21 protein-coding genes and 1 CRISPR repeat array are annotated in these 26,032 nt (G+C 38.3%); of the genes, 20 read left to right on the forward strand and 1 reads right to left on the reverse strand.

Annotated features, from left to right (window positions below):
* Positions 1 to 10: 10 nt before the first annotated feature.
* The 18 genes from cas1 (E7K77_RS06495) (at position 11) to E7K77_RS06580 (ending at position 22,590) form a co-directional block, all read left to right on the forward strand.
* A complete protein-coding gene (cas1, locus tag E7K77_RS06495) occupies positions 11 to 1,006 on the forward strand; it encodes a CRISPR-associated endonuclease Cas1 (protein WP_316692774.1) in 996 nt (331 codons plus the stop codon).
* Positions 1,007 to 1,198: 192 nt separating this feature from the next.
* Positions 1,199 to 1,564, forward strand: coding sequence for a CRISPR-associated protein (locus E7K77_RS06500; RefSeq protein ID WP_325306234.1), 366 nt, complete (start codon positions 1,199 to 1,201; stop codon positions 1,562 to 1,564).
* A gap of 30 nt (positions 1,565 to 1,594) precedes the next feature.
* Complete coding sequence (locus E7K77_RS06505; protein WP_325306233.1) at positions 1,595 to 3,196, forward strand: Cas10/Cmr2 second palm domain-containing protein; 1,602 nt, start codon at positions 1,595 to 1,597, stop codon at positions 3,194 to 3,196.
* A 2-nt stretch (positions 3,197 to 3,198) separates the two neighbouring features.
* Positions 3,199 to 3,846 carry an RAMP superfamily CRISPR-associated protein gene (locus tag E7K77_RS06510; protein ID WP_325306231.1) on the forward strand — a complete coding sequence of 216 codons (648 nt, stop codon included), beginning with the start codon at positions 3,199 to 3,201 and terminating at the stop codon, positions 3,844 to 3,846.
* Positions 3,834 to 5,411, forward strand: coding sequence for a hypothetical protein (locus tag E7K77_RS06515; RefSeq protein ID WP_325306230.1), 1,578 nt, complete (start codon positions 3,834 to 3,836; stop codon positions 5,409 to 5,411). The genes E7K77_RS06510 and E7K77_RS06515 overlap by 13 nt, the downstream gene beginning before the upstream one ends.
* A 13-nt stretch (positions 5,412 to 5,424) precedes the next feature.
* Entirely contained in the window at positions 5,425 to 6,759 is a 1,335-nt protein-coding gene (locus E7K77_RS06520) for an RAMP superfamily CRISPR-associated protein (protein ID WP_325306229.1), read from the forward strand.
* A complete protein-coding gene (gene csx19, locus E7K77_RS06525) occupies positions 6,752 to 7,315 on the forward strand; it encodes a type III-D CRISPR-associated protein Csx19 (protein WP_325306228.1) in 564 nt (187 codons plus the stop codon). The genes E7K77_RS06520 and csx19 overlap by 8 nt, the downstream gene beginning before the upstream one ends.
* A 1-nt stretch (position 7,316) precedes the next feature.
* Positions 7,317 to 9,329, forward strand: a complete 2,013-nt coding sequence (locus E7K77_RS06530) for a TIGR03986 family type III CRISPR-associated RAMP protein (protein ID WP_322352812.1) — start codon at positions 7,317 to 7,319, stop codon at positions 9,327 to 9,329.
* Positions 9,329 to 10,132 carry a CRISPR system precrRNA processing endoribonuclease RAMP protein Cas6 gene (cas6, locus tag E7K77_RS06535; protein WP_325306227.1) on the forward strand — a complete coding sequence of 268 codons (804 nt, stop codon included), beginning with the start codon at positions 9,329 to 9,331 and terminating at the stop codon, positions 10,130 to 10,132. The genes E7K77_RS06530 and cas6 overlap by 1 nt, the downstream gene beginning before the upstream one ends.
* Positions 10,133 to 10,625: 493 nt before the next feature.
* Complete coding sequence (locus tag E7K77_RS06540) at positions 10,626 to 11,288, forward strand: phosphoribosyltransferase (RefSeq protein WP_325306226.1); 663 nt, start codon at positions 10,626 to 10,628, stop codon at positions 11,286 to 11,288.
* A 1-nt stretch (position 11,289) separates the two neighbouring features.
* A complete protein-coding gene (locus E7K77_RS06545; RefSeq protein ID WP_325306225.1) occupies positions 11,290 to 12,237 on the forward strand; it encodes a DNA-processing protein DprA in 948 nt (315 codons plus the stop codon).
* 26 nt (positions 12,238 to 12,263) lie between these two features.
* Positions 12,264 to 12,800 carry a hydrolase gene (locus tag E7K77_RS06550; protein WP_325306224.1) on the forward strand — a complete coding sequence of 179 codons (537 nt, stop codon included), beginning with the start codon at positions 12,264 to 12,266 and terminating at the stop codon, positions 12,798 to 12,800.
* Between the two features lie 100 nt (positions 12,801 to 12,900).
* Entirely contained in the window at positions 12,901 to 13,785 is an 885-nt protein-coding gene (locus E7K77_RS06555; protein ID WP_325306223.1) for a hypothetical protein, read from the forward strand.
* 195 nt (positions 13,786 to 13,980) lie between these two features.
* Positions 13,981 to 15,156, forward strand: coding sequence for a hypothetical protein (locus E7K77_RS06560; RefSeq protein WP_325306222.1), 1,176 nt, complete (start codon positions 13,981 to 13,983; stop codon positions 15,154 to 15,156).
* 433 nt (positions 15,157 to 15,589) lie between these two features.
* Positions 15,590 to 16,283: direct repeats of the CRISPR family, unit length 35 nt; unit sequence GTTGCAACAGCACTTACCGTTTACGGTATTGAAAC.
* A gap of 1,398 nt (positions 16,284 to 17,681) precedes the next feature.
* On the forward strand, positions 17,682 to 18,677 hold the full coding sequence (cas1, locus tag E7K77_RS06565) for a CRISPR-associated endonuclease Cas1 (protein WP_325306221.1): 996 nt from the start codon (positions 17,682 to 17,684) through the stop codon (positions 18,675 to 18,677).
* 1 nt (position 18,678) lies between these two features.
* Positions 18,679 to 18,954, forward strand: a complete 276-nt coding sequence (gene cas2, locus E7K77_RS06570) for a CRISPR-associated endonuclease Cas2 (protein WP_060919607.1) — start codon at positions 18,679 to 18,681, stop codon at positions 18,952 to 18,954.
* A 2,292-nt stretch (positions 18,955 to 21,246) separates the two neighbouring features.
* Entirely contained in the window at positions 21,247 to 22,320 is a 1,074-nt protein-coding gene (locus tag E7K77_RS06575) for a class-II fumarase/aspartase family protein (protein WP_325306220.1), read from the forward strand.
* Positions 22,321 to 22,344: 24 nt separating this feature from the next.
* Positions 22,345 to 22,590 (forward strand): hypothetical protein, encoded by a 246-nt coding sequence (locus tag E7K77_RS06580; protein ID WP_325306219.1) that lies wholly within the window; start codon positions 22,345 to 22,347, stop codon positions 22,588 to 22,590.
* A gap of 568 nt (positions 22,591 to 23,158) precedes the next feature.
* Here the strand turns inward: E7K77_RS06580 and E7K77_RS06585 are convergent.
* Entirely contained in the window at positions 23,159 to 24,577 is a 1,419-nt protein-coding gene (locus tag E7K77_RS06585) for a sodium:solute symporter family protein (RefSeq protein ID WP_325306218.1), read from the reverse strand.
* 273 nt (positions 24,578 to 24,850) lie between these two features.
* Here E7K77_RS06585 and E7K77_RS06590 point away from each other — a divergent pair, with 273 nt between their 5' ends.
* On the forward strand, positions 24,851 to 25,423 hold the full coding sequence (locus tag E7K77_RS06590) for a hypothetical protein (protein WP_316591494.1): 573 nt from the start codon (positions 24,851 to 24,853) through the stop codon (positions 25,421 to 25,423).
* Positions 25,424 to 25,431: 8 nt separating this feature from the next.
* On the forward strand, positions 25,432 to 26,001 hold the full coding sequence (locus E7K77_RS06595; RefSeq protein ID WP_004698206.1) for a hypothetical protein: 570 nt from the start codon (positions 25,432 to 25,434) through the stop codon (positions 25,999 to 26,001).
* The last annotated feature ends 31 nt before the right edge of the window (positions 26,002 to 26,032 follow it).

Here is a 26,032-nt window from a genome sequence, read left to right on the forward strand (position 1 = left end):
GGAGGTTGTGATGTTAGAAACTTTATATGTAATGACACCTGGTATATCGATACGACAAGATGGAGGATTGTTAGTACTTGAAAAAGATCATTCTGTTATTAAAGAAATTCCTATAGCGACTGTATCAAATCTTGTATTAGGCCGAACGATTCAAATTTCTACGCAGGTTATGTTTTCTTTAGTGAAGCAAGGTTCTCTCATTCAGTTTGTAGATTATAAGTATCAGCTTGTAGGGACCTTAGGGGATGAGCATACGACTTTACAACGTTTGTTGTGGCAAGTAGCATGCTTTCAAAATCAAGAATTTGCCTTAGATGGGGCCAAATATATTGTGCGACGTAAGATTAAAGGTCAGATAGCCTTGTTGAATCAGTACAAAAAGAGTAAATGCATTCCAAATTTTGTGGCCGTACATAGAACGATGCAAGCGTTGCTGAAACGTGTAGAAAGAACAAAAAAAGTAGACACATTACGTGGTATAGAGGGATTAGCATCTAGGACTTATTTTTCTGTATTAAGACATGTATTATCTGAACCATGGGAATTTTCTGGCCGTAGACGTCATCCTAGCCCTGATCCTGTTAACGCTATCTTGAGTTATGGCTATTCGTTTTTAGAACGGGAAGTACGTGCCTGTTTGTTGACTGCTGGTTTAGATGTACGCATAGGTGTTCTACATAGCACGAATAATCGAAAGGATAGTTTAGTGTACGATGTAATGGATATATTTAGACAAGATATAATCGATCGCTTTGTATTAAAACTATTGAATCGTCATATGATACTCCCTGAAGATTTTGATCTATCAGAACGAGGTTGTTTTTTATCTAAAGAGACCAATAAGGAATGGGTGGAGCTTTATGAGGACTATATGAAAGCGGAGCTTTCTCGCCTTGATAATCTAGCACCAAGAAAATGGATTCAACAAGAAATACAAGCTTTTATTTCATATCTCAAATCGTTAGGTGAAACAGTAGATATTGAAAAATCTGAGAATATATCTTGATAGTAGGGGCCGATGTATATGTAAAAATATGGTATCAGCCTATACATTCGTGTAATTATATACAATTTATAAAATATGAAAAATCTTTCATAAATCATGTATTTATGAGTGATTTTTTTTATACGATTTGCTATTATTAAAGATGAATAATAAATGAATTTTGTTTTGTAGTTTGTATAGTGAGGAGTGGTTATGTTTATCAATCATACGAATCATCCTTCTCAATATTGGTCGGATGAACAGTTGGCAGCAGCTCATCAATATGGTGAGGTGGTAGATATACCATTTCCCCTCATTGATCCAGCGTTACCATCTGGTGAAATTGGGCAGCTAGTACAGGAATATGCAGGGAGGATTATAAGTCTTAATCCACAGGCTGTCTTGTGCCAGGGGGAATTTGTATACTGTCACGCTTTAGTGGAACGACTATTAGCAGTGGGAATTACTGTATTAGCGGCCACTAGTGAGCGCTTGGTGAGTGAATCTTACGAAGCAGGCATAAATGAGAAAATCGTCAACTTTCAGTTTGTTCAATTTCGAGAATATTGTCATTTATAAATGTTGTGTTAATAGGTAAGGAGTGAGCCTATGCAAGTAAATGCCATATTGTTTGATGTGCAGTCTATTCAAAAGTATATTTTTGCTAACAATAAACTGAAGGCCAATGTTGGAGCATCGTTTATTGTGGATAGATTGTTTGAGGATGTACTGTGTAAAGAAATTATCAATAAGCTTGGGGTAGAGGCTGACACTATATCCTGGTTGACACGTAGTGACAGCATTACATCTCTTCCAAAACCTATATACGTTGCGTATATTGGCGGCGGTAATGCTCTGGTTCTTGTAGATGATAAACATGAAAGTTTGGTTCAAGATATTGTTAAGAAATTTACGACTCAAGTTTTGGTGCAGTATCCAGGTCTAAAAGTAGGTGCCACAACTGGTTACATTACTCTTGATGGAACACAGTTTTCTGCAGATCTCGGCAAATTATATAAACAACTGAAAGCTAATCAATTTGCATTGAATCTAATTGTGCATCCTGCCAATACAGGTTTGACAACCATTTGTGATTTCAGTGGTGATGTAGCAGATACAACGCAAAGCTTTGGTGATGACAAGCGCTTAGTTGCTACATCCTTCACAGCTAAGTTTGAAGCCTTTGAGGCTGCGAATAGCCGTTTAAAAATAGACTTATTTGGTACGGAAACGACTGATTGGGTATTTCCATCTGAATTTGAAGAGTTAGGTCAAAACCAATCTACCGAAAAGAGTAAAACAGGTATCAATGATATTGCTATCGTTCATATCGATGGTAATAACATGGGTGCTCACTTTAGACAATGTAAAACATTAGAAGAACGCAGTGCTCTTTCTAAACGTGTAGCTACAAAGACATTGGAGAGCTTTAAAGCATTGGTGCAATGGATTATTGATAAATACGATATTCTTGATGAAAACCTCGAATTGTCTAAGAATATGTTGCCAATCCGTCCGATTATCATTGGTGGCGATGATATTACTTTTATTTGCAATGCTCGTATTGCAGTGCAAGCCTCTCACTATTTAATGCAACAACTCTTGAGTGATAAGAACGGCATATCCATCTCTTCTTGTGCTGGTATTGCTGTAATTCCTACGTCTTACCCATTCTTTAGAGGCTATGAAATGGCAGAGCAGCTTTGCGATAGCGCTAAATCTAAAATGCGTGAATATAATGCGGTGCACAAGGTTAATGAGTCTTGTTGGATGGATTTTGCCTTCCTTCATGGTGAAACAGCACCTACCTTGGAGCAGTTTTTCGCTAATGAATATAGTAGCTTAACCGGTAATATGCATTTTGGGCCATATCAAGTGTTTAATGATAATATTGAGGCTGAAAAAGATATATTTGCTCTTTCAAAATTATTAGAGTGTACACATCAATTTATTTTGGTTAAGGATAAAGCATATTCAGGTGATTTGCTGGCTCATAATAAGGTCAAAGAATTGCGTTCTGTATTACAAGATAATGAACATATGTGGACTGTATTCCTCGAGCAGCTGCGCAACACTAATAAATTTATGCCTACTGTATTTGGTTGGGATGCTTTCAAAGAAAAACTGTGGGCTAAGGTAAATGGTAAAATGCGTACGCCATATGTTGATGCCATAGAATTAATGGATTATGTTTTGCCTGGATTGGAGTAAGTATGTACACATTAACTATTAAATTATTGTCGCCAACGATGCTTATGTCTGGCCAAGGCGATGTCAACACGGACAGCACTATCGTCCATGATCGTTATGGAATTCCTTTTATTCCTGCTAAACGTGTGCGTGGTGTTTTATATGAAAGTGCCATTGAAGTAGCTGAAATGATGTATGCCGTAGGTTTGAATACCTTTACTATTGATGATGTAAAGGTATTGTTTAATCGCCTTGAAGGTGCAGAGGATAACCCTAGATTATCTATTTCTAATTTAACAATTGCTGATTATGACGTGGTAGCTAGTGAATTAGCGGCTCTTGAAGAGCAATATCCAGCAGTGTTTACGAAGGAACGTGTCCTCGAAGAGTACACATCTATGCGTTATTACACATCTATCGATCAAGTAACAGGTACAGCACTAGAGGGGACGTTGCATAACTCTCGCGTTCTCAATAGAGGTCTTGCTTTCAGTGGTCAAATCGATGTGGAAGATATGACGGAATTAGAACGATTGATTTTAGCATGTGCAGTGCGTAATTTGACTGGCATTGGTGGTAAACGTAATCGTGGCTTTGGTCAAGTGGAATGCATAATTGATGACACATCTTTTGATTTAGAATCTTTAGGGGGTACATTATGGAACAAGTAAATATTACGATTACCGTTAAATCCCCAACGCTTATTGCGAATTCCTCCACGGCAGGTGTATTAACATCTACACGTGGCTCTATTGATGGTCGAGTATTGCGCGGTCTTTTTGCTTCTCAGTTTATTTCCTCTCATAAACTTGGTAGAGAAGCTCATAAAAACCAGGATTTTATGAAGTTATTCTATGGTGACTTACGATTTGTTGCTGCTTATAAGCATACGCCAAAAGGTACGTCCTTCCCAGCACCGTTGAGCTTACAAAAGAACAAAAATGCAGAAGGCTATGCCAGTGATGATGCCGTAGACTTCTACACGGGTAAAGATCTTTTGGGTTTTAAAGGTGTTAAAGGTTTTGTCATTGTAGATGGCAAAGAATGTAGTCCTGTACAAATTGAAACGGCTATTAAATTACATATGTCTCGTTCCTTAGAGCAAGAACGTGTGCAAGGTCGCAGTAAAGATGGTAATATCTTTAATTATGAATACATTGAGCCAAATCAAGTATTTGTAGGTTCTGTGGTGGGGCCTAAAGCTGCATTAGAAGAGTTTGTTCGTCAATTCCCTAAACAGTTGGATTGTCATATCGGTCGCTCTCGTCGTACTGAATATGGTCATTGTCTCGTTGAAATTGGTGATATTACAGTTGTTCCAACGCCAGTAAATATTGGTAACTCTGTATATGTGCGACTTCATACGCCATTAGTGTTAGGCAATGAATCTATTAGTCATGTAGTAGCACAAGCAGTACAACCGATTGGTTCAGATATCTCTGTAGGTACTGTGTTTGCCTCTTATCAAGAGGAGCAAAGCTTTAATAGTATTTGGGGCGTTCGTAGTAGTGCTGAAGCGTCTGCATCTGCTGGTAGTATCGTAGAGCTTGTAAAGGAATCTGGTTGGTCTCAAGATGATCTAGATAAACTACAAAATATCTTGTATAACGGCATGGGTACTCGACTTCAAGAGGGCTATGGTCAAGGCCGTTTATGGACTCCTGGCGAGTTCAAGATGGTGAAATTAGGTAAGCAAGAAGCACCTAAGCTCAAATCTTTACATACGCCAACACAAGAAATTGCTAAAAAGGTTTTGGAAAAACAAGTTATTGTAAATGCTCGTTTGCGTGCTGCTCACGATGTAGATACATATATTAAACGTACTATGTCTAGAAGTGGTGTATCTAAGCATTTTGCATCTGTACTATTGACTGAACTTGGTACAAATCATGAAACTGGTCATAAGCAATTACAACAATTCTTGGAAGACAAGAAGGCAGAAGGACAAAAGAAAAATGAGCCTAGAGTTATTGAAAAGAACTTGCGTGAGTTCCATTTAGAGCATGCTTATACGCGGAGTGAAACAAAGCGTGTTAACTTGATGGAGTATATCATTGATTTTGATGCTCCTACATTAGTGGCAGCTTGTTTGGCAAAATCTGGTGAAAGTGGAACATACTACGAAATTCCTGCTGAATTAGTCGATATAGTAGGGCTCGACAAACAAAAACTTTCAAATGTAGTGGCCTACGAATATTGGACATATTTCTTTAGACATATTAGAAAGATTAAGTAAGGAGGACCGTCGTATGTTAAACTCTGCAAGTGTAATAGGGCGGTACACTCTAACTGGTACTGTCAAACTCACAAGCCCTCTCGTTATTCGAGCTGGTGTTAGTAATGATATTTTAAATGATACTGTAGACGATATTGTAGTAACCTATCACGATGGCCAACCATTCATTCCTGGGACATCCTTAGCAGGCGTATTGCGCCAAGCGATTCAAGGCCTTAAACCTGTATCTGAAGATGTATTATTTGGTTCCATTGATGACAAAGGTACACAAAGCGCATTACAGATCAATGATATTCCATTAGATAATACAAATATTGTCGTTCGTGATGGCATCTGTATAGACGATGTGCGTGGTGTCACTAAAGATGGCGCAAAATATGACTTCGAAGTCATCGAGTCTGGTGCGACTGGTCGATTGCGTATCGATTGCGTGATTCGTCAATGCCACGAAAATCAAGCGGATAAGATTGAGCGAGCTCTTGTAGCGTTAGCTAATCTACTTAAAAACGGCATCTCCATTGGTGCTCGTACGGTGAATGGTTTAGGTCGCATAACATGTAAAGATATTTCTTTAGAGCATTATGACTTCACTAAGCCAGAACATGTAAAAGCGTGGTTATTACGCAAAGTTGGTACATCTGTTGCTATTCCTGAGCAACGCATGATTGCTGAAAAAGACCTTGTTATAGATATGGAATGCTATTTAGAAGATACTGTTCTTATTAAATCTATCTTCGAAGAGGCTTGGGAAGATAAGTCCGTGGCTCTCTTTATTCCAGGTACATCAATTAAGGGCGTATTACGTCACCATTGTAGCTGTATACTACAGGTATTAGGCCGTAGCAATCAAGCGGTGGATGCACTCTTTGGCTATAGCATTGAAAAAACCAATGAAAGCCGTAAAGGTCGTGTTATGGTAGATGAAGTTTACTTTGATAAATCTTTTACACAAGAGGAGCAACCTCGCATTCGCATGGACCGCTTTACAGGCGGTGCCATGAATGGTGCTTTATTCCAAGACCATCCTGTACGTAAGGGGAAAGGTAAAGAGTTAGTATTCCCATTGTGTATGACTGTTAAAGACTGTAGTGATAGTGAAGCGGGCCTTGTGCTACTCCTTGTGAAAGATCTTATGACAGGTCAAATTACGTTGGGTGCTAATCGTACAATCGGTTATGGCCGCATTAAAGGTAATTCTGTTACGGCTCAATATCATGGTGAACGTTATAGTATCGATGATACTGGTAAGGTTACGGAAGGTGAAGCTACTAAACTTGAAGCTTTGGTTCAAGCGTTACATCAATCTACAGAAGATACAATGTTAGCTAAGGAGGGCACTCATGAGTAAACAATTACATAGCCATGAAGGTGTATATACACGTACTAGCGGTACATGCGGCCCTACAGCTAATGTGAACGTACTAGCTGTAGTAAATGAATACATGAAGCAAGAGGGCCTAGTTATTACTTGGTCTGTCCATGAAGTTAAATGGGGCTATTACAAGCAAGGTAGTTTCCAATTTTCTGATGGTACAACTGACGTAGACTTGGCGTATCTACAAGATATGCGTATCTTTAATGAAACAGAAGAGTTGCGTCTCACTATACAACATGGTGAGATTGTATATCGCTATATTAACGATGAAGCTGGTGAACCTGTAACTTTTGTTGACTCTTCCTCTCGTATGATTGGTGAAGTTGATGCAGGTCGTACTCAGTTGAACCGAGCAGAAGGATTTACAAACTTAGTTGATACAGGACGTAAACTTTCACAAACTATCCCTGTGTCCACAACAAAACAATACTGTTATTTAACGACACGCAATTACATTGGCTATTTAGATAATCATCAAGCGAGCTATACAGATTATCGATATGTCAAAATCGTAGATAAGGAGGTCTAGTATGGCTGGTAAAGGTAAAAGTAAAAATAGACATGCTGCTAGTGCGGCCTTCTTTGCACGAAATAATCCAGGAATGGATGTTGAAAAAGTAGCTAATGAAAGACATTCTGGCGGAAATCGTGGTGGTGGGCAAAATCGTTCTGGTGGCTATAATAATTCCTACAATAATCAAGGCGGTAATCGTAGTGGTGGTAACAGCAAATACCCAAGTGAGCCAGCAAGTGCAGCGTATAATTTTGTACGCTTGCCAGAGCATGTAATTCCAGCTGAGTTTTACAATGGTCATTTTGAAGGAGTTACGAAAGACGTGTTGAAGGCTTATTGTGATCATGTACAACAAGCTGATATACATACAGGTTATATAGACCTTACCATTACAACTGAAACACCTCTATTCATTGGTGGACCGTCTAAACAAGACGAGGATACACCACTTGAATTTTATGGTGGCCAAGATAATCCTACAATTCCGGGGACAAGCCTTAAAGGTATGGTAAAACAAATCTTCAAGATTGTTACAGCTAGTAGCTTTAGACCATACCAACGGGGAACGGGTCTTGGTGATTTCGAAGATAGATATCTTTATTTCCGTGATTTTGCAAGCTCTATTAAATCCCTCAAAGAATACTATGCTGCTCGTATGGTGGGAAAGGAAATAAATGCAAAAGGTGAAGAAAAGGCTGCTACAAAAGCGACACCTGGCTTTATCATTCAGACTGTAGATAATAACTATTTTGCTATACCTAGTGAATCTAGAAAAATGTCTTATTCTGACGATTATGAAATGCAGAAGAAGAAAAATACTCCGTCTATTGATTGGACGGATCAGTATGTAAACATCCATACTGGTAGAATGAATTCTAAAATGTCTTATATGCGTATTACTCGACCTGGTAATTTTGAAGGTAAGCGCATTCCGATTCTTCAAGAATGTATCGACAGTTATAAAGACGATAAAAACCGTGGTACATTAAATCTATTGGATAAAAAAGTCGGTAAATCTGGTGATGCAGCCAAGAATTATACTCGTTGTAATGATGTTAAGTTTGTAGTACCATGTTTCTTCTCTGAAAAAGATGGTATTGTAGAGCATTTTGGTCATGGTCGATTCTATCGTATTGCATATGACTTGAAAATTAGCGACCACTTACCAACTACATTAGAGCAACATAATAATGGTGTGGATCTTTGTGATAGTGTATTTGGCTATGGCGATAATTGGGCTGGCCGCTTATCCTTCTCCGATGCTCATGTTGTGGGACCTGTGAGAATGTGCCAATCTGATTACCCACATCCATTGATGGGGCCTAATCCAACATCCTTTCAATTGTATTTAGAGCAAGATGTAGATAATCACTCCACTTATAACCATTGGGGGCATGAAGGGGCATCCATTCGCGGTTATAAAATGTACTGGCATCAACCGTTAGCAAAAGTAAAAGATTGGACTCGTACAGAAGAGGAAAAAGCCATTAAAGGTACTCGTAAAATTCGTCCAGTTGATACTGGCGTTACCTTTAAAAGCCGCATTCATTTTGACCGATTAAGCAGCGTTGAGCTAGGCGCATTGTTGATGTCCTTAGATTTAGATCATTACTCTGGCGGTAATCGTCGTACATACTATAAACTTGGTATGGGAAAATCCATCGGTTTTGGTAGTATTAAACTAGAGTCTGCTGTAACGGTTTTCGATAGTAAAGAACGCTATGGCAGCCTATTCGGTGGTGATACTTGGAATACTGGAGATAGCACAACTACTCCTAATGAGTATGTAGATTCTTTCACTCAGTATCGCGATAATGTACTAGGTTCTAACATATCCTCTTATAAAGCGATGCTAGATGATTTGTTCATGATGCTAGATTGGAATATTGCTAATGGTCCAAATGCAGCTAAAAACTGGACTGATGGTATTTCTATGATGACCATTAAGAATAATAAAATGGATCCTCGTATCAAATACCGTAGCAAGCTAGATACACCTAAATCCTTCATCGCAAAGTGGTCTAAATAATGCTAGGCACAGTTACTATTGCTTTAGAAGCTCAAAATAGAGGCAGCTTGCCTGCCTTTCCTGGGCGATATCTACATGCAGCACTCTTCTCTATTCTTAGTCATATAGATGCAGATGAGGCTACATGGTGGCATGATATGGAAGGAATAAAGCCTTTCTCACTACAATTATCCTTTAAAGAGCTTCGTCAAGATAATATCATTCGATGTGGGGATATCTTATATTTACATGTTTCTGTATGGCATAGTGAGTTATGGGGATTAGTAGAAGGTATATCTGAGGGCTTAGAAGTAGTCTTTGGTAGACTACGAACTACAATTGTAGGGGTTCGTTACGGGGCACCGTTTAATCTACCGTTGAAAGTAGATAATGAACTGGAGCTCATCAGTCGGCGCCTTTCTGCAAAACAGGTGAGACGTATTACTTTTGAAGTTATGATGCCTACATCCTTTAATGGGACACATGGAGATATAACCTTTCCTACAGTAAGTCTTATTTTTTCCTCACTTGTAGACAAATGGAATGCTGGTGATATGACCGATGCATTAAATAAGGATTTAATACGGACGGTCGTTGAGAAGGTTACTCTTGAACGCTGGGAAGGTCATACAAAACGCGTGTTTTATGGTCGTGATCGTGGCCTTACTGGTTTTGTAGGCAAGTTTACCTTTAATATTTCTAAACTTACAGAAGAGGAAAACCAACTCATTACTATTTTGGCACTCTTCGGTCAGCACAGTGGCATAGGTAGATTATCTAGCCAAAGTCTTGGTCAAGTACGTGTTACATTACAAAACAAATAGGACATATAGTCCATACAACTAAATTCTATGGGAGCATAGATATAGTTACTCTCAATGAAAGAAGCCTTAAAGGCATCTGTTATAGATGTCTTTGAGGCTTCTTTTTGTTCCTAGTTTTTTTGATTATCTCCATTTTTGGATTACTCGTATAATGAACACACAAGTTAAGCCTGAGGGGTAAAGCATCGAGTAATCATTTTACCTCCTATGAGCATGATATTTCTCCTTTTATAAAATAAAATTTCTCCTTTCTACACACATGAACCCTTTAGGGTTTTGAGGCCGTCTTTAACGGTTTAAAATTTAGCGATGCTCGCCTCACAGGTTTAACAGTAATTTTAATGTTTGTGTTAATTGATAGTATGGTTTCTTTCTTGATGGGTGTTGTTATTTTTTGATGATTGTTTGATTGGTCTTATAGTTGTAAGTGTTGTTTGTTTTATTGTATAGTTTGAAATTTTGTTATATGTAGTTTTTACACATGGAGGTTCTTATGGAACAGTTAATTAGACGTTTTACTTTATCTAGCAATGAATATTTATCTCGTGATTGTGTTGGTTATTATCGTGACTTGTATTTACGCTTTCGTGAGCCAGGAAATCCTGATTTTCTTAATACCTTAAAAAATACATTGAACAACTATTGTCCTAGTGTCCTAAAATCTGCCCGTCAGGAAGTGTATGATAGAGTAAAAAGGGATATTCCCGATATCATGAAGGCTGAAAAGCTTGAGGAGGCGGTTGTTGCCGTTGTACCTAGATCTAAAGCCCTTATGTCACCTAACCAGTTAGGCTTCCGCGATGCGGTGCAAGAGTGTGTCAGAATATTACAGGCCAACGGATACTCAGGTATCAGAGATGGCATCGGTTGTATTATGCGACATACAAATACGAAGACAACACATATTCATAAAAATTTGCCAGGCTTTGATAATTGCGGTAGCGAGCCCTATGTGGGCATTACAAATGACACTTGTCATATTGACGCCGATGCAGTTCGAGGCAAAACGGTTATTTTAATTGATGATATTTATACAAAAACAGTGAACGTTGATGAGGATTGTATTCAGGCATTATATGATGCGGGCGCAGCTCGTGTTGTATTCTACGCCGTTGCATACACCTACCGTCGTTCTTCTTATAGAAAAGGGGCATAATATGAATATTTCACCGATAGCTTTAAAAATTTGGGCCGTCCATAATACGACGAGCCGCATTACAACTAGAAAGAGCTTTCACGATACTTGGAAAACGGAGGATGAATTCCTCGCCATGATGAGCGAAATTCCCAACATCGATGATGTAGTGCATGAACTATCCGTAGCGGTAGATGACATGGACTGGATGGACGGTGCAGTATGCTGCTTTGATGCGGAGTTTCCAGTTATTAATGAAAGCGCCCCTAAAGGGGATTGTCCGTATCTCTTGTTCTACAAGGGGGATTTGTCCTTACTAGGTGATTTAAATCGTAATGTGGCGGTCATCGGTTATACGACGCCTAATGAAAATCTCATTGCTCGTGAAAGCAAGATTGTTGAGTATTTAGTCCATCATGGCCAACATATCGTAAGCGGCCTTGCTAAAGGCTGTGATGCCATCGGACATACGGTATGTATGGAACGTGGAGGAAAGACGATTGCCATCTTGCCATCACCATTAAATGCTATTTCACCGGCAGACCATCGGGACATGGCCCATCAAATTATCGAAAAAGGTGGTCTTGTTATTTCTGAATACTACAATGGGCCGCGCAGTCGTCATGAAGCGATTAATCGTTATGTAGAGCGAGATCGGTTGCAAGCGTTATTTGCCAAGGCTGTAGTGCTCATCGCTAGCTATGAAGGCCGAGATGGAGATAGTGGCTCCCGTCATGCTATGGGCAAAGCACACTCTTATGGACATCTAGCCTGTGTCATGTATGATGAAACGACAGATGGCGAAGTACTTGAGATGAAATTGAACCGTAGCCTACTTTCACAGCAAAAAGCAAAACAATTGGTGACAAATCCAAGTGGAGTCGGTACGGCAGGATATAGCTCGGTAATGGTGGATGACCTCGTAAGCCTTGTGAATCCTGCATTAGAGGCACAGCAAAAACTATTTTAATATTTTTATGACTAAAGGAGGTTCTTATGTTTCACATTGTAGATGTAGATAACACCTTGGTGTTCACCGACGAACTTAATACAGCGGGCTATGTACATGCTTTTGCCTGTGTGGACTTAGAACCTCGTAAGGTCGTGCCACGCATCACACGTGAAATTGTGCAGGAATGGTATCCTCAGCTGACAAAGGGTGAAGTAATGCATATTACTAGACTCAAACAGGACTATGTAGAACGCCATTTAGAGGTATCTCAGCTGAACGAATCTGTAGCACGTGTGCTTGTTACCTATGGTAGTGAACGTTGTGCCCTGTGGACTGTGGCCAATCCTGAACGGGTGCGTATGTTACTAAGATACCATAAGATTACCGAATATAGAGCGATTCGCTTTAGCAATAAAAAAGAGGATGATGTAGCCCATGCTGTACAGGATTTCTGTGTACTCTTTGGTTGTGAGCCTGAGGACTTATGCTTTCACGAAGACAATCCTGAGGTTATTAACTATCTTCGGAATCTAGGATTGACCGTAATGGCTGTGGAATCAGTTGCAGAATGTGGTAAATAGAGAAATAGGATTTGACAATGATAGGAATTGGTTGTTATATATTAAAACGTTTGTATAAAGAGAGTTTGTTATTATGTAGTATTATGCATAGGGAGGATTTATGAGATTTTTAACCTTAAGCACAACAGGTATATTTAATGCGATTCGACCATCGTTGTTTCTACCCATAGAAGGAAAGGAAACAACGACATTTTTGCTTGCTTTGGATTATTATGTACCAGATCGATGTTTCTTAGAAGATGAACAAGAGGATGTGGAGGCAGCTCGAGAAAGGTATGATTTAGAACGTAAACGTATTCGTGCTTTTGTAAAAGCACTTTACAATGACTGGGGAAAGCCTATAGAGGAGTTGCGAACAGAAGTTATCAATTGTTTGCCAGAGTTTATTAGTCATGGTACCTATAATGGGGAATCATTATTATCTGAACCTCGTGATGGATATTATACTATTTATCCTATGTATAAAAGCTATCGAGGTAGGGATATGCTATTCCCAACACATCAATCTTCTAAAGAGGAGGCTCAGTATATATTCGATCATATGCTTAGATATTTTTTAAAGGCCTTCTTTGAACCAGATGCTTTTTTTGGTTATTTAGACGGTGCATTTCATATTGATACCCCTTTATCTGTCACAACAGTTCAACAGATTTTGGAAGATCTCGAGCGTGAAGCAGTACCATCTCCATTGTCGGTTTCCTCAATTCCCAATACCTATACCCTGGACGAACCTACGATAATTAATACAGAGTTCCTATTAATCGCTGATGCCTTTGGTGCTTACATGGTACAAGCAATGGAAGGTGATACAGAGAGTGAACAGTTAGCTGCTTTAACAGAGGATCCATTTGTCTGTGAGATGTGTTGTAGTTTACATAAGTGTTTTATGATTAACAATAGATGTTTTAGCATATCCATTTATGATGAATGTAATATTTGGGTAGATAAAATATTAGATGCTTATGTTATACATGATTATTTATAGATTCTTAACGTTTATAATGATGAGTTTCCATCCTATGACGATGGGGTAATCGGCTATGAGAAACAATATCTTGTAGGACCTTTACTTGATAACCTTGTAAAAGACCTCACACGAAAGAAACTGTTAGTTCAGTTATCTCCTCAAAATGAGCAGCGTAAGGAGTATCTTAACTTTATACTCACCTATGATGAGGCAGTGCAGTCTATTTTTGAGGAAATATGTGAAAAAAAGATAAATCGACGAGACATCTATAAGCAGCAAGACTTAGCAACTGTACTAACTCTAGACGTTCGCCTGTGCTGTACATTTTATTGTATGATTGATGCATGTCGCTATGCTTTTAATAGACGCATGTATGCCGATATTTTACCGATTGTAGACAAGTTAGATGCTCAACTTGCAAAGGTACAAATTTCTGCGACAGATGCTTGGCAAGTTGAGTATTTAGTGAAAGTATCTCGCATATCTCAGTGGTATCGAGCACTAGCCTATGCTTGTTTAGGAGATGAAAGAATAGAGCCAATATTACAAGATTTAATGGTTATACAACAGCAGGATCCAGTTTTGTATAAAGAACATATAGATTCTATTTTTGAGAATTTAGACGATCCAGAACATGCTTTTAATATAGAACATTTACTCTATGCATTGCTACATTATTACATAGAAACAAATAATCAACTTGGCTATGAGCGTTATATTAAAGAGTTGTATCCACCAATATTAGGGATAGATTCAGATTACAAAGTACAAAAGAATATACTGTTATACGGTGAAGATGGTAAATATTGTGAAAATTATTCTAATAGAGATTTCTATTTATGGGTGAAAGCGTTGTGGGCGTTCTACTTAGATGATATTGATAAAGAATTTTGGAATGAATTGGCAGAACAATGGGAAAAACAGGACTATATACCTATTTTTTATGGCATAAATGACTATGAGCTATGTGTTAACTATATGATTAAGCTAGCTGTTCATTTTGGAGATATGCAACGAGCCGAGAAATATAAAAAAGAATTTGATATGGCTCTTCCTAATAAGAAAGAACCTATGGAGGATGCACCTAGTGGATATACATGGCCTTTCTTCGATTGCTATATAATAGCTCAAGTTAATGAAACGTTAGGAAATATAGAAATAGCAAAAGAATACTATCACAAAGCTCTTTCCATGGCTTCTTTTGGCGAAGCACGCTGGGAACAATACGAAGAACAACATGGTGGCATATGGAAGACCTACAAAGACTTTGGTTATAGTGGACCAGATCTGAAATTTGAAGATTGGATTAAAGATAGTACCGTGACCTATGACACCATAGAAGAATATAAAAAAGCATTAGATAAGTATGTATTTTATATGTATAAGTAGAGACTATATAGAAAAATCTATATACCTATTTTTATAAAGATTTCCATACAAAATTTTATTTATAGATTGAGGTTATGAGCCTAAAATATAACTATATAGTTATTATCTTTATGCCTTAAAGAATAAAAGAACTCGCTTAACAAAATGTTAGGAGGGTTCTTTTGTTTAAACTGTATATCGAAAAAAATAACTATCAAAATTTTATTAATAGTATTTCCTTAAAATATAATGAAAAGAAAATGAATTAAATATTGACGCAAAATCTGAAAAACCTTATAATTACTGTAACATTAGAAAAATCATTTACCACCAGTATTTACCTATGCTCATCGGCATTTTTAATCCCATGGGAGCTCAATCTGACCGTTTACGGTGTGAGGTTTGCCAAAACCTATTTTTAAGCCCCATGAATACTGGACTACTGAGGCCTGCTGTTGCAACAGCACTTACCGTTTACGGTATTGAAACATTAGCATCTTCTATGATGCTATTCATAGTTTCGCCATGTTGCAACAGCACTTACCGTTTACGGTATTGAAACAGCATAATATCAATGAAGTTATTGATGCTACAATTAAGGTTGCAACAGCACTTACCGTTTACGGTATTGAAACATACAATCAGAGCAGTATTTTGGTTTGTCGGAGTTGAGTTGCAACAGCACTTACCGTTTACGGTATTGAAACTAAATTAAATATTCTCATCATATATTCACAATAATAATATAGTTGCAACAGCACTTACCGTTTACGGTATTGAAACCCATAATAGTAGCCATCATAAGATTCAGCTACTGCATCGTTGCAACAGCACTTACCGTTTACGGTATTGAAACTTCTAATAAAGAAACTTTTTCTTCCATAAAATCTCCTAGTTGCAACAGCACTTACCGTTTACGGTATTGAAACGCCCCATCAGGACGGCCACTCCAATCAACGATTTGGCCAGTTGCAACAGCACTTACCGTTTACGGTATTGAAACTTTGATAACCAACGTAGACCGAAGAATGGATCTACGGGTTGCAACAGCACTTACCGTTTACGGTATTGAAACTTGCCGACATCTGTATTGCCTGTACTGATATTGGCATTGTTGCAACAGCACTTACCGTTTACGGTATTGAAACGAGTAAGCTTCAAGCATACCACAAGTATCAGTGATTAGGTTGCAACAGCAATTAACGTTTATAGTATATTAATAGAACCATTATTTTTAGTTTGATATATTGATAGAGTTATCTCACTAATGCCAATGGTTCTATTTCTTTTGTTTATGGTATAATATAGCTAGATTTAAAACTCGGAAAACCAAATCTGCGCCGTTGTTATAATGGTGCGGTTTATCGGCGTTATTTTAGTGGACTAAAGTACTTTTTAGGTCGGTTTTGTAATCTCCGCCGTTTTTTTCATTTTCCGATCAGTAAATACCTGTGATTTCAAAGACAGGGTTAAATAAAATAATCCCCATTAGGGGACGGAAACTCTTTATCATGGTGTTTCAGGATTACTTGTGTATATCCAGTATTGTTAAATAAAATAATCCCCATTAGGGGACGGAAACCCTTTTTAGTAATAAAATTCGATAACTTGCGAACATTCAAGATGTTAAATAAAATAATCCCCATTAGGGGACGGAAACTCATATATTAAAAATTCGCCTTGATTATTTTGTAAATACACGTTAAATAAAATAATCCCCATTAGGGGACGGAAACATCTTTCTGAGTATCGTCCCAGATTACACATCCAAGGTGTTGGTGTTAAATAAAATAATCCCCATTAGGGGACGGAAACAAATGTACATTCTATCTGTGAACAGACGTACTGTTAAACCGTGTTAAATAAAATAATCCCCATTAGGGGACGGAAACTCTTTTTCAATAAGGCTTGCATATCCGCTTCTAGTTGGGCTGTACGTTAAATAAAATAATCCCCATTAGGGGACGGAAACTATTGGATTTACCTGAGTCGTATCATACATCCCAGTGTATACAGTTAAATAAAATAATCCCCATTAGGGGACGGAAACCCTTTGCTATCAGTGGCAACCATGTATTTAAAGCCTTTCACGTGTTAAATAAAATAATCCCCATTAGGGGACGGAAACTTTTCAGCTTTTTTATCAACTAATTGATATAGACCTTCACCAGTTAAATAAAATAATCCCTATTAGGAGACGGAAACCCGCCACCACGAATACCCTTAGTGTTCGCCAACGGTACAAGTTAAAAAGATAATCCCCACTAGGAGTCGGTTTTTATCTCAAAAACTCATATGAGTACAAAAATATAACCAGTATATTCTTTTTAGTGAATATACTGGTTTTTTGTATAAATCTGGTAGTTTTCTATTGGATTAAATTGGAAATGAATATATAATGAAAAAAGAGAGCTTTAATTCTTAGTAGTGTTTGGCGGCGATGTGAAGGCTAAGACATTTGTACTGCTGTAGAAATTCAATCGTTATCATCTTTAGACCCAAATTGATTCCTTAGCGTATTCATTTGTATAAAAGGAGGCGACTATATGTCATCCTTATATGTTACAGAAGCAGGATCGTTTATCAAGCGTGACGGTGGTCATGTTGTAGTTGGTCGTAATAATGAGGTATTGTTCGAGGTTCCTTTAGAGCGAATCGAAGATATTACTGTCTTTGACTCAGTATCTATAACAAGCTCATTGGTAACTGATTTTATTGAACGTGGCGTACCGATTACATGGCTATCTGGTTATGGCAAGTATTTTGGTACTATAATCAATACGAATACTATTGACATTAACAAACATAAGAAGCAATTTGATCTGTTAGATGATAATGCATTTAGAGTGGCTATGTCACGTAAAATTATTCGGGCAAAGGTGCGTAATCAGCTGACTATTCTTCGCCGCTACGCACGTAATTTGGAAGAGGATATCAATATAGATGTACAGATTGCGAATATTAAATCTGTACGTAGTCATATTGGTGAATGTATGCGTGTATCTGAACTCATGGGGTATGAAGGGCTGATAAGTCGTCTTTATTTTGAAGCACTCGGTAAAATTGTGCCATCTGCCTTTGCTTTTACAAAACGTACAAAACAACCGCCTCGAGATCCGTTTAATGCCATGCTCGGATTAGGTTACAGCATGCTGTTTAATGAAATCTTAGCTGGTGTTATTAATGCAGGTCTCCATCCATTCGTAGGAGTCATGCATAGCCTAGCTAAAGGTCATCCAGCCCTCGCATCTGACTTAATTGAAGAATGGCGGGCGCCAATTATAGATTCTATGGTGCTATCTATGGTGAGCCGTAATATGGTAGATTTATCTGAATTTGATAATTCTGATAAAGGTTGCTACCTGACAGCAGAGGGGCGTAAGGCATTTTTAATGGCCTATAATAAGAAAATTCGTTCTGAAAATCAATATATTGATGATTGTAAAAGCTATCGTGAATCTATCTATAAACAGTGTAAGCAATTTGCTAGTGCAATTATACACGAAGATGTAGATTTGTATACGCCATTGGAGATTCACTGATATGAAAAAGTTTATCGTCCTAGTTATCTATGATGTGGTGGATAACAAAACGCGTAACCGTCTTGTTAAATGCTTGGAACGTTATGGCGTTCGTGTCCAAAAATCTGCATTTGAAGCATTGCTTAATAGGAAGCAATATGATGCTATGATGCGGCGAGCTAGCAAGATGATTAATCCTATAGAGGACTCCTTACGAGTCTATGTCCTTGATGACATTATAAATATCTATACTTGGGGGATTGGAGAACGTAAGGAACAAGACTGCATCATTCTTTAAATATAAACAGTTACTCTCGATTAATACTGTTACGATGTAGAGGTGTAATTAACAATAATAGGATCATTAATATTGGTAAAAGTATTTCAGGATTTGATGTTTTGTATTGATGATTCTATTATTGTAGTATCTATTTCCCTATATGATATAATGGGTCTAGAATTTAACTCCTGAGAAATTAAATCTGCGCCGTTGTTATAATGGTGCTGTTTAACAGTGTTATTTTAGTTTGCTAAAGTGCTTTTTAGGATTAATTTGTAATCTCCGCCGTTTTTTGTGTTTTGGAACCAGTAAATATCTGTTGTTTCAAAGACAGGGTTAAATTAAATAATCCCCCAATGGGGACGGAAACCTCATCACAATAAGATGAATTAATATATAGTGCGACTATACGAGTTAAATTAAATAATCCCCCAATGGGGACGGAAACGACTCAAAATAACTATTCAAGCGTTTTAAAATACTAAGAGCAGTTAAATTAAATAATCCCCCAATGGGGACGGAAACCTCACTCTTCCATTTATCCAAACGATAGTTTAAATTACATGTTAAATTAAATAATCCCCCAATGGGGACGGAAACATTCTTCTGGTAAAAAATCGATAGAGTAACCAGAATACGCTTGTTAAATTAAATAATCCCCCAATGGGGACGGAAACAGATTTTCATTTCAAAACTCCTTTTTATTAAAAATTTGAGAATGTTAAATTAAATAATCCCCCAATGGGGACGGAAACTGGCCATCAAAACCGTACTCAAACGTTTGTTAAGTAAATATGGCGTTAAATTAAATAATCCCCCAATGGGGACGGAAACCCCTATGAACGCAGTTTGGCAAATTATCGACATGGCTACAGGTGTTAAATTAAATAATCCCCCAATGGGGACGGAAACTTATTCCATGTGTCTTTATCTCTTGCGTTCCTCTTGATTGCTGAAGTTAAATTAAATAATCCCCCAATGGGGACGGAAACGTATCGCCATCACGTAAGTTCAATTTTAGGTAAGCTGTTTTAGTTAAATTAAATAATCCCCCAATGGGGACGGAAACATTTACCGCTCTTTTCGTTTCGCTCTTATGGTGGCGATTTACCGGTTAAATTAAATAATCCCTTGATGGGGACGGAAACAAGTGATTGGCGTTCTTAACATGGAAATCTCTTGTACTAATAGTTAAACTAAATAATCCCCATTAGGGGACGGAAACAATGGGATAATCCATCCATTAACGAATTCTGGATCATAATTGTTAAATTAAATAATCCCCTGATGGGGACGGAGACCCGTGGACTTTTTCGTATTCTGCTTCCCAGTCGACTTGCCCGTTCGATTAAATTAAATAATCCCCATTAGGGGACGGAAACTATATTTCTCGGATAGAATAGTGGAGTCCGAAGAAATTGATAGTTAAATAAAATAATCCCCATTAGGGGACGGAAACGCCATATAGTGCTAACACTGGATGTAATAGGCATCAGGGACACTGTTAAATTAAATAATCCCCTTTAGGGGACGGAAACAGTTCGACATTTCTGACAAGGTAACTTCTTGCCTCACTAAGGCGTTAAATTAAATAATCCCTTTTAGGGGACAGAAAGGCACTACCTTATTATTGTAGGTAGTGCCTTATGTATAATCTAAGGGTTTAATTGTCTTGTATTATAAATACTTAAGGTTTCGTTACTTTCTCTCTTGGAATGAAGGGTGGATTATTGAAATAAAATAAGTGATATTTATAATATATAATATATTAAGTAACTATATTTATTATTTAGTGTGTATGGGATTGGGGAGCTTTCAAAGGATAAATATCATTTGCCATTTTCTATTGGTCATGGTGAATTTATTTTCTTTGGTGGTAACGAGGTTTCACTCACTATTTATAACTGATTATTGTCATTGCTTTGGGATCCCTAGTATCCTTTATTTGTCTTACAAAAAGCAAATAGCCCTCCGTTACCTAGTTTAACTAGATAACTGAAAGGCTATTTACTAATCTTTTTTCGATTTCGAGATGCGCTCGATGTTTCGACTTGTCTGACTATCTTTTAATATTATAGAGATAAAGGTATATCATCAAATTAAGATGAATATGTACAATTGTATTAGATTAGTATTCTTAAACGGATTTATTTTTGAGTACTGATAATTAAATTTAATGATAAGATGTATAATAAAGTATAGTGATTCAAGCAACATAATTTGCATTAGGTATACTCTTGGCAAACCGCATATATGAATGTGTATGGTGTGCAATTCGATGATGTAGTTGGAGAATAGGAGGCGCATATTATGGCAAGCACAGTAATCGATAGTAAAGTGTTTGGGGCATTATTTAGTACTGATGAAATGAGACGTGTATTTAGCGATCTAAATCTTGTACAGAAATGGTTAGATACCGAGGCAGCTCTTGCACAGGCACAAGGTGAACTCGGTGTGATTCCTAAAACTCAAGCTGAAGATATCGTTAAGTATGCTGATGCTAAGGCTCTTAATATTGACGAGATTGGCGAGTTTTATAAATCCTCTATTACCATTGTTCCTTTGTTGAAAGCTTTCAAAGAAATCCTGCCAGATAATGCAGGCGAATATGTCCATTGGGGAGCCACAAGCCAAGATATTGTCGATACAGGTCTTATCCTGCAAGAGAAAGAGGCATACCAAATTATCTTACGAGATATGAAATTGTGCCAACAACATGTACTTAATTTTGTAAAAAAATATAAAGATACCATTATGTGTGGTCGTACTCATGTTATTCATGCGTTGCCGATTACATTAGGTTATAAAGTAGCCGTATGGGCCGATGAATTGGGGCGCGATATTCAACGGTTAGAAGAGATTGAAAAACGTGTATTTGTGGGGCAAATGTCTGGTGCGGTTGGTACATTAGCATCACAACCAGAAAAAGGCTTAGAAACACAACAACGCATGATGGAAATTTTGGGGCTCGGTCAACCGACTATCTCCTGGCATGTTGCTCGTGATAGCCAAGCAGAGTTTGCTAGTACACTAGCTTTATGTGCAGGTACATTAGGCCGCATCGCTCATGAAATATTAAGCTTACAACGTACCGAAATTCTTGAGTTAGAAGAACCGTTCTTCATGGGTAAAGTTGGTTCCTCTACCATGCCACATAAACGTAATCCTCAAGTATTAGAAAACATTATCGCTGTTTGTCGTAGCGTACGTACTATTGCTCCTGGTATTACGGAAGCCATGATCTGTGAAAATGAACGCGATTGGGGATGTTTATTAACAGAATGGGAATCCATTCCAAGAGCCTGTGAATTATTGGCTGCTGCCTTAGAAAAATCTAAAGACGTATTAGAAAATCTTATTGTATATCCAAAACATATGGAATAAAACCTATACAAACTACGTGGCTTGATGATGAGCGAATGTATCATGATGCATTTGGCACCTCGTTTGGGCCGTATGACAGCACATTCCATTGTTTACCGTACATGTATGAAAGCCTATGAAGAAGAAGCACAAATGAAAGATGCCTTGATGGCTGAACCAGAGGTTACGGAAGCCTTTACAGAAGCAGAAATCGACTATATGTTGGACCCTCATAACTACCTTGGTCTAGCCGTTCAATTTGCAGATCGAGTACTACAAAAATATAAATAAATCACTATCCTATGAATACTAAAAAGCCCGTCCTAAGATGGGCTTTCCTTATATATTTATCTGTATATTTCTATTATTCGTTCCTTATTGTATCGTATATTAGTTCGCTATATAATAAACTTAGGATAGTCAGATGAGGTTGGGCCTCTCTTCGTCATCGAAGGGAGGGATAAGCCTATGAGTGATTATGAAATAATCATGCTCTTATTACAGGTAATAACGGTTGTTATTGCCTTTGGGGCATTAATAGCGCTTATTTGTCTCACAAAAGACAAATAGCCCTCCGTTGCCTAGTGTAACTAGATAACTGAAAGGCCATTTCCTAATCTTTTTTCAATTTCGAGATGCGCCTGACGTTACGACTCGTCTGACTATCTTCTTATATTATAGTAAGGTTATTATATATCGTCAAATTATGATGAACACGTGTATGGCATACAGTTTGATGATGGTATTGTAAAATGAGAAAACTCCTATTGGCTTTCACCGATAGGAGTTTTTGGTTTTATAATTGTAATTTTATAGCACTTTTAAGTCTATTATTAAGTGACAGATTATAACAAATTGATTATACTTCTTTTACATCATCAGGTATAGCCGGTGGAGCCGGTGGTTTACCCATGGATCTTTCAATAAATACCACAGCGACAAAGACGATGAGGCTGACGATGGAACCGAAGATGATGGACATAATGCCATATGGGTTGCCAACGAATTCCCAGTATACGCCTGCGATGGAGCCGAGCATGATGGACCAAATGCCAGCGCCAGCTGTTGCATTTTTCCACGTGAGGCCCAATAGGAATGCGGCGAATGGGCCAGCGGATCTCATTGTGAAAGCAAATACGAGCATCGGAATGATGGCTTTGCTTACGAGGGAGATGATAATGGCGATGATACCGAGGAATAGCACGCATAGACGGCTATATCTAGTGAGCTGTGCATCGGTGAGGCTTTTACCAAAATGATGTTCCACAATATCCTTGGTAAATACAGTTGCGGCGCCTAAGAGGTCGCCTGCGCCTGATGAAAGCGTAGCCGACACGACCGCGGCCATAACGAAGCCTGCCATTATAGGAGGCATGAGGTTAAGCGCTACCGTTGCCACCGCATTGTTCGCTTCGATGTTCGGGAATTCAGCCAATGCTACGAGGCCTAATACGGCAGGAACAAAGGCGAATAGAGCCATAATAATCCCGCAAATGATAGAACCGAGAACGGCCGTTCTTTCATTTTTCGCTGCGAAGTACCGTTGAACTGACTCTTGCCCAGTGGAGAAGGTCATGAAATACATGATGACAAGGCCGATGATGGTTTTCCAACCCACCTTTGTAAAGCCTAGCTGTTCAGGTGGCAATTTTGTCACTACCGACTCCCAGCCGCCCACATTGTGTAAGACGAACGGTACCGCGAGGGAGAAGCCCCCAACGAGAACGAAGAAGTGGATTACGTCCGTCATCGTTACGCTCCACATGCCGCCGGACATGGTGTAAATTACGAGTACCGCGCCACAGATGAGGATGGCGAGCTCTGTTGAAAGTCCGGTGAGAACGCTAATAATGGTTGCAGTTGCTGTAATCTGTACGCCTGCTAGTGTAATTGTTGCCAGCATGGACAGAATGGAAGTAATGAGATGGCTAGACGCGCCGAAACGACGGCCGATGATCTCCGGTACGGTTGTTGCCATAGCACGCCGCAAGAGTGGTGCGATGAAAGCAACGAGAATAACACCAATCCCTGCAGATACTACGTACCAACCTGCAGACAAACCCCAAGAACCATACGCTTTCGCTGCTACACCTACGGTGCTCCCACCACCGATTTCCGTAGCTGCTAATGTGCCTGCCGTCATAAGAACCCCAATACGACGACCTGCGAGTAGATAGTCAGTACTATCTTTTACACGAATATGACAATACACGCCGACTAATAAATTTAGTAATAAATAGGCGCAAACAATAAACCAAATAATAGTCAGAGAATCCATATGACACCTCCAAAAATTTACACTATCTAGAGATTCATACTAAATCACCCTTACTACTTGCGGTGCATATATCAAGTATAGTTTAATTATCCATAAAAACTGGGGAAAATACAAAGAGGAGTTTCTTGGAACGTTGGAGAATGTATATATATTAGGAACTAAATTATAAAATTATTAATCATAGGCACAGCCTTATTTACATAGTATACTTATGCTAATAAGACTGTGCTTATTTTATTGAGAGACAAGATTCATTTTTTGAGAGAGGTTTTTATGATTCAACGTATTTTGATACTAGCTCTTGTGTTGCTGGCTTTCACCATGCCTACAGAGGCAATTACTTATCAGGAATTGAAAACGTCGCCACAGTTTAAGCTTGTTTATTCTCAGTCGATGAATGGGCCCATAGAGAGTGGTGGCTTGTATATCTATTTAAACACTTATTCGATTGAGGCCCTACGCTATGCACCGCCACAGTATTCCTTGCGCGGGACTTACTATATTGTGATGGATACGTCTTATCAATCTATCATCAATGAGAGACAGCTCACCGTGGATTATGATACTAACTATTCGTTAGCGACACTTATTCATTCGTCTCGTATCATGAATCCGAGCCCGTCTATGCTGGCTTTGATTGAGGCTAGTGAAAGTAAGTCTGGTTTAGCTATGACAGGGGTAGATGTAGCGAGATATACATTTGATGGGGCGACAAAGCCAATGCATTATGTAAACGATACGCGTAAGGTCCCACTTAACCGTAATAATACTATTATATATGATATAGCGGATGCTATGTTTGTATCTGTATATCAGCAGCATTTTGATGATATTGTGGCCCAATGAGGTGGATGATGAAACGCATATATTTACTTTCACTATGGTTACTAAGCTGCCTCGTGTTGCCAATGCAAATCCAAGCCGTATCACAAGCTGACTTATTAAACGCAGAACGATTTGAACACATCGATTCGAGTGCTGACTCTGGAAGAGGAGATGGAAAATATTTGGATCTTTCATCTGTTAAGTCTGTAACGGCGCCGAATGGCCATCGTCGTATTGAAGCCGTCATTTATGTTTCCATGCCTGCTGCGAATATGATTCAAGGACTTTCAGTACAATACGATTACCAAATGGATCGTTCTTTGCGCCATTTGATTAATGATCATGATAGAAGTTTAAAACAAGGTGATAAGACCCCATATATCTCTATTTGGCGTGCAAAGCAAGGAAGTTCAGGAATTACAGGGACCGTTAATGATGGCGGTACCTATTACAATAATGGACAAATTCGCCAACAACGTATATATGCAGAAAATCTAAAAGCTATGATTCTACCTGCTGAATTTGGTGATGAAAAATATAAATTGCCTAATTTGATCTATAAAAAGATCTTTGGACTATCTTATGATGATGAGTTGTAATATTTATGTATGGCACTAGAGTGGTTAAAAC

Source organism: Veillonella parvula, assembly GCF_032577575.1.
Lineage (GTDB): Bacteria > Bacillota > Negativicutes > Veillonellales > Veillonellaceae > Veillonella.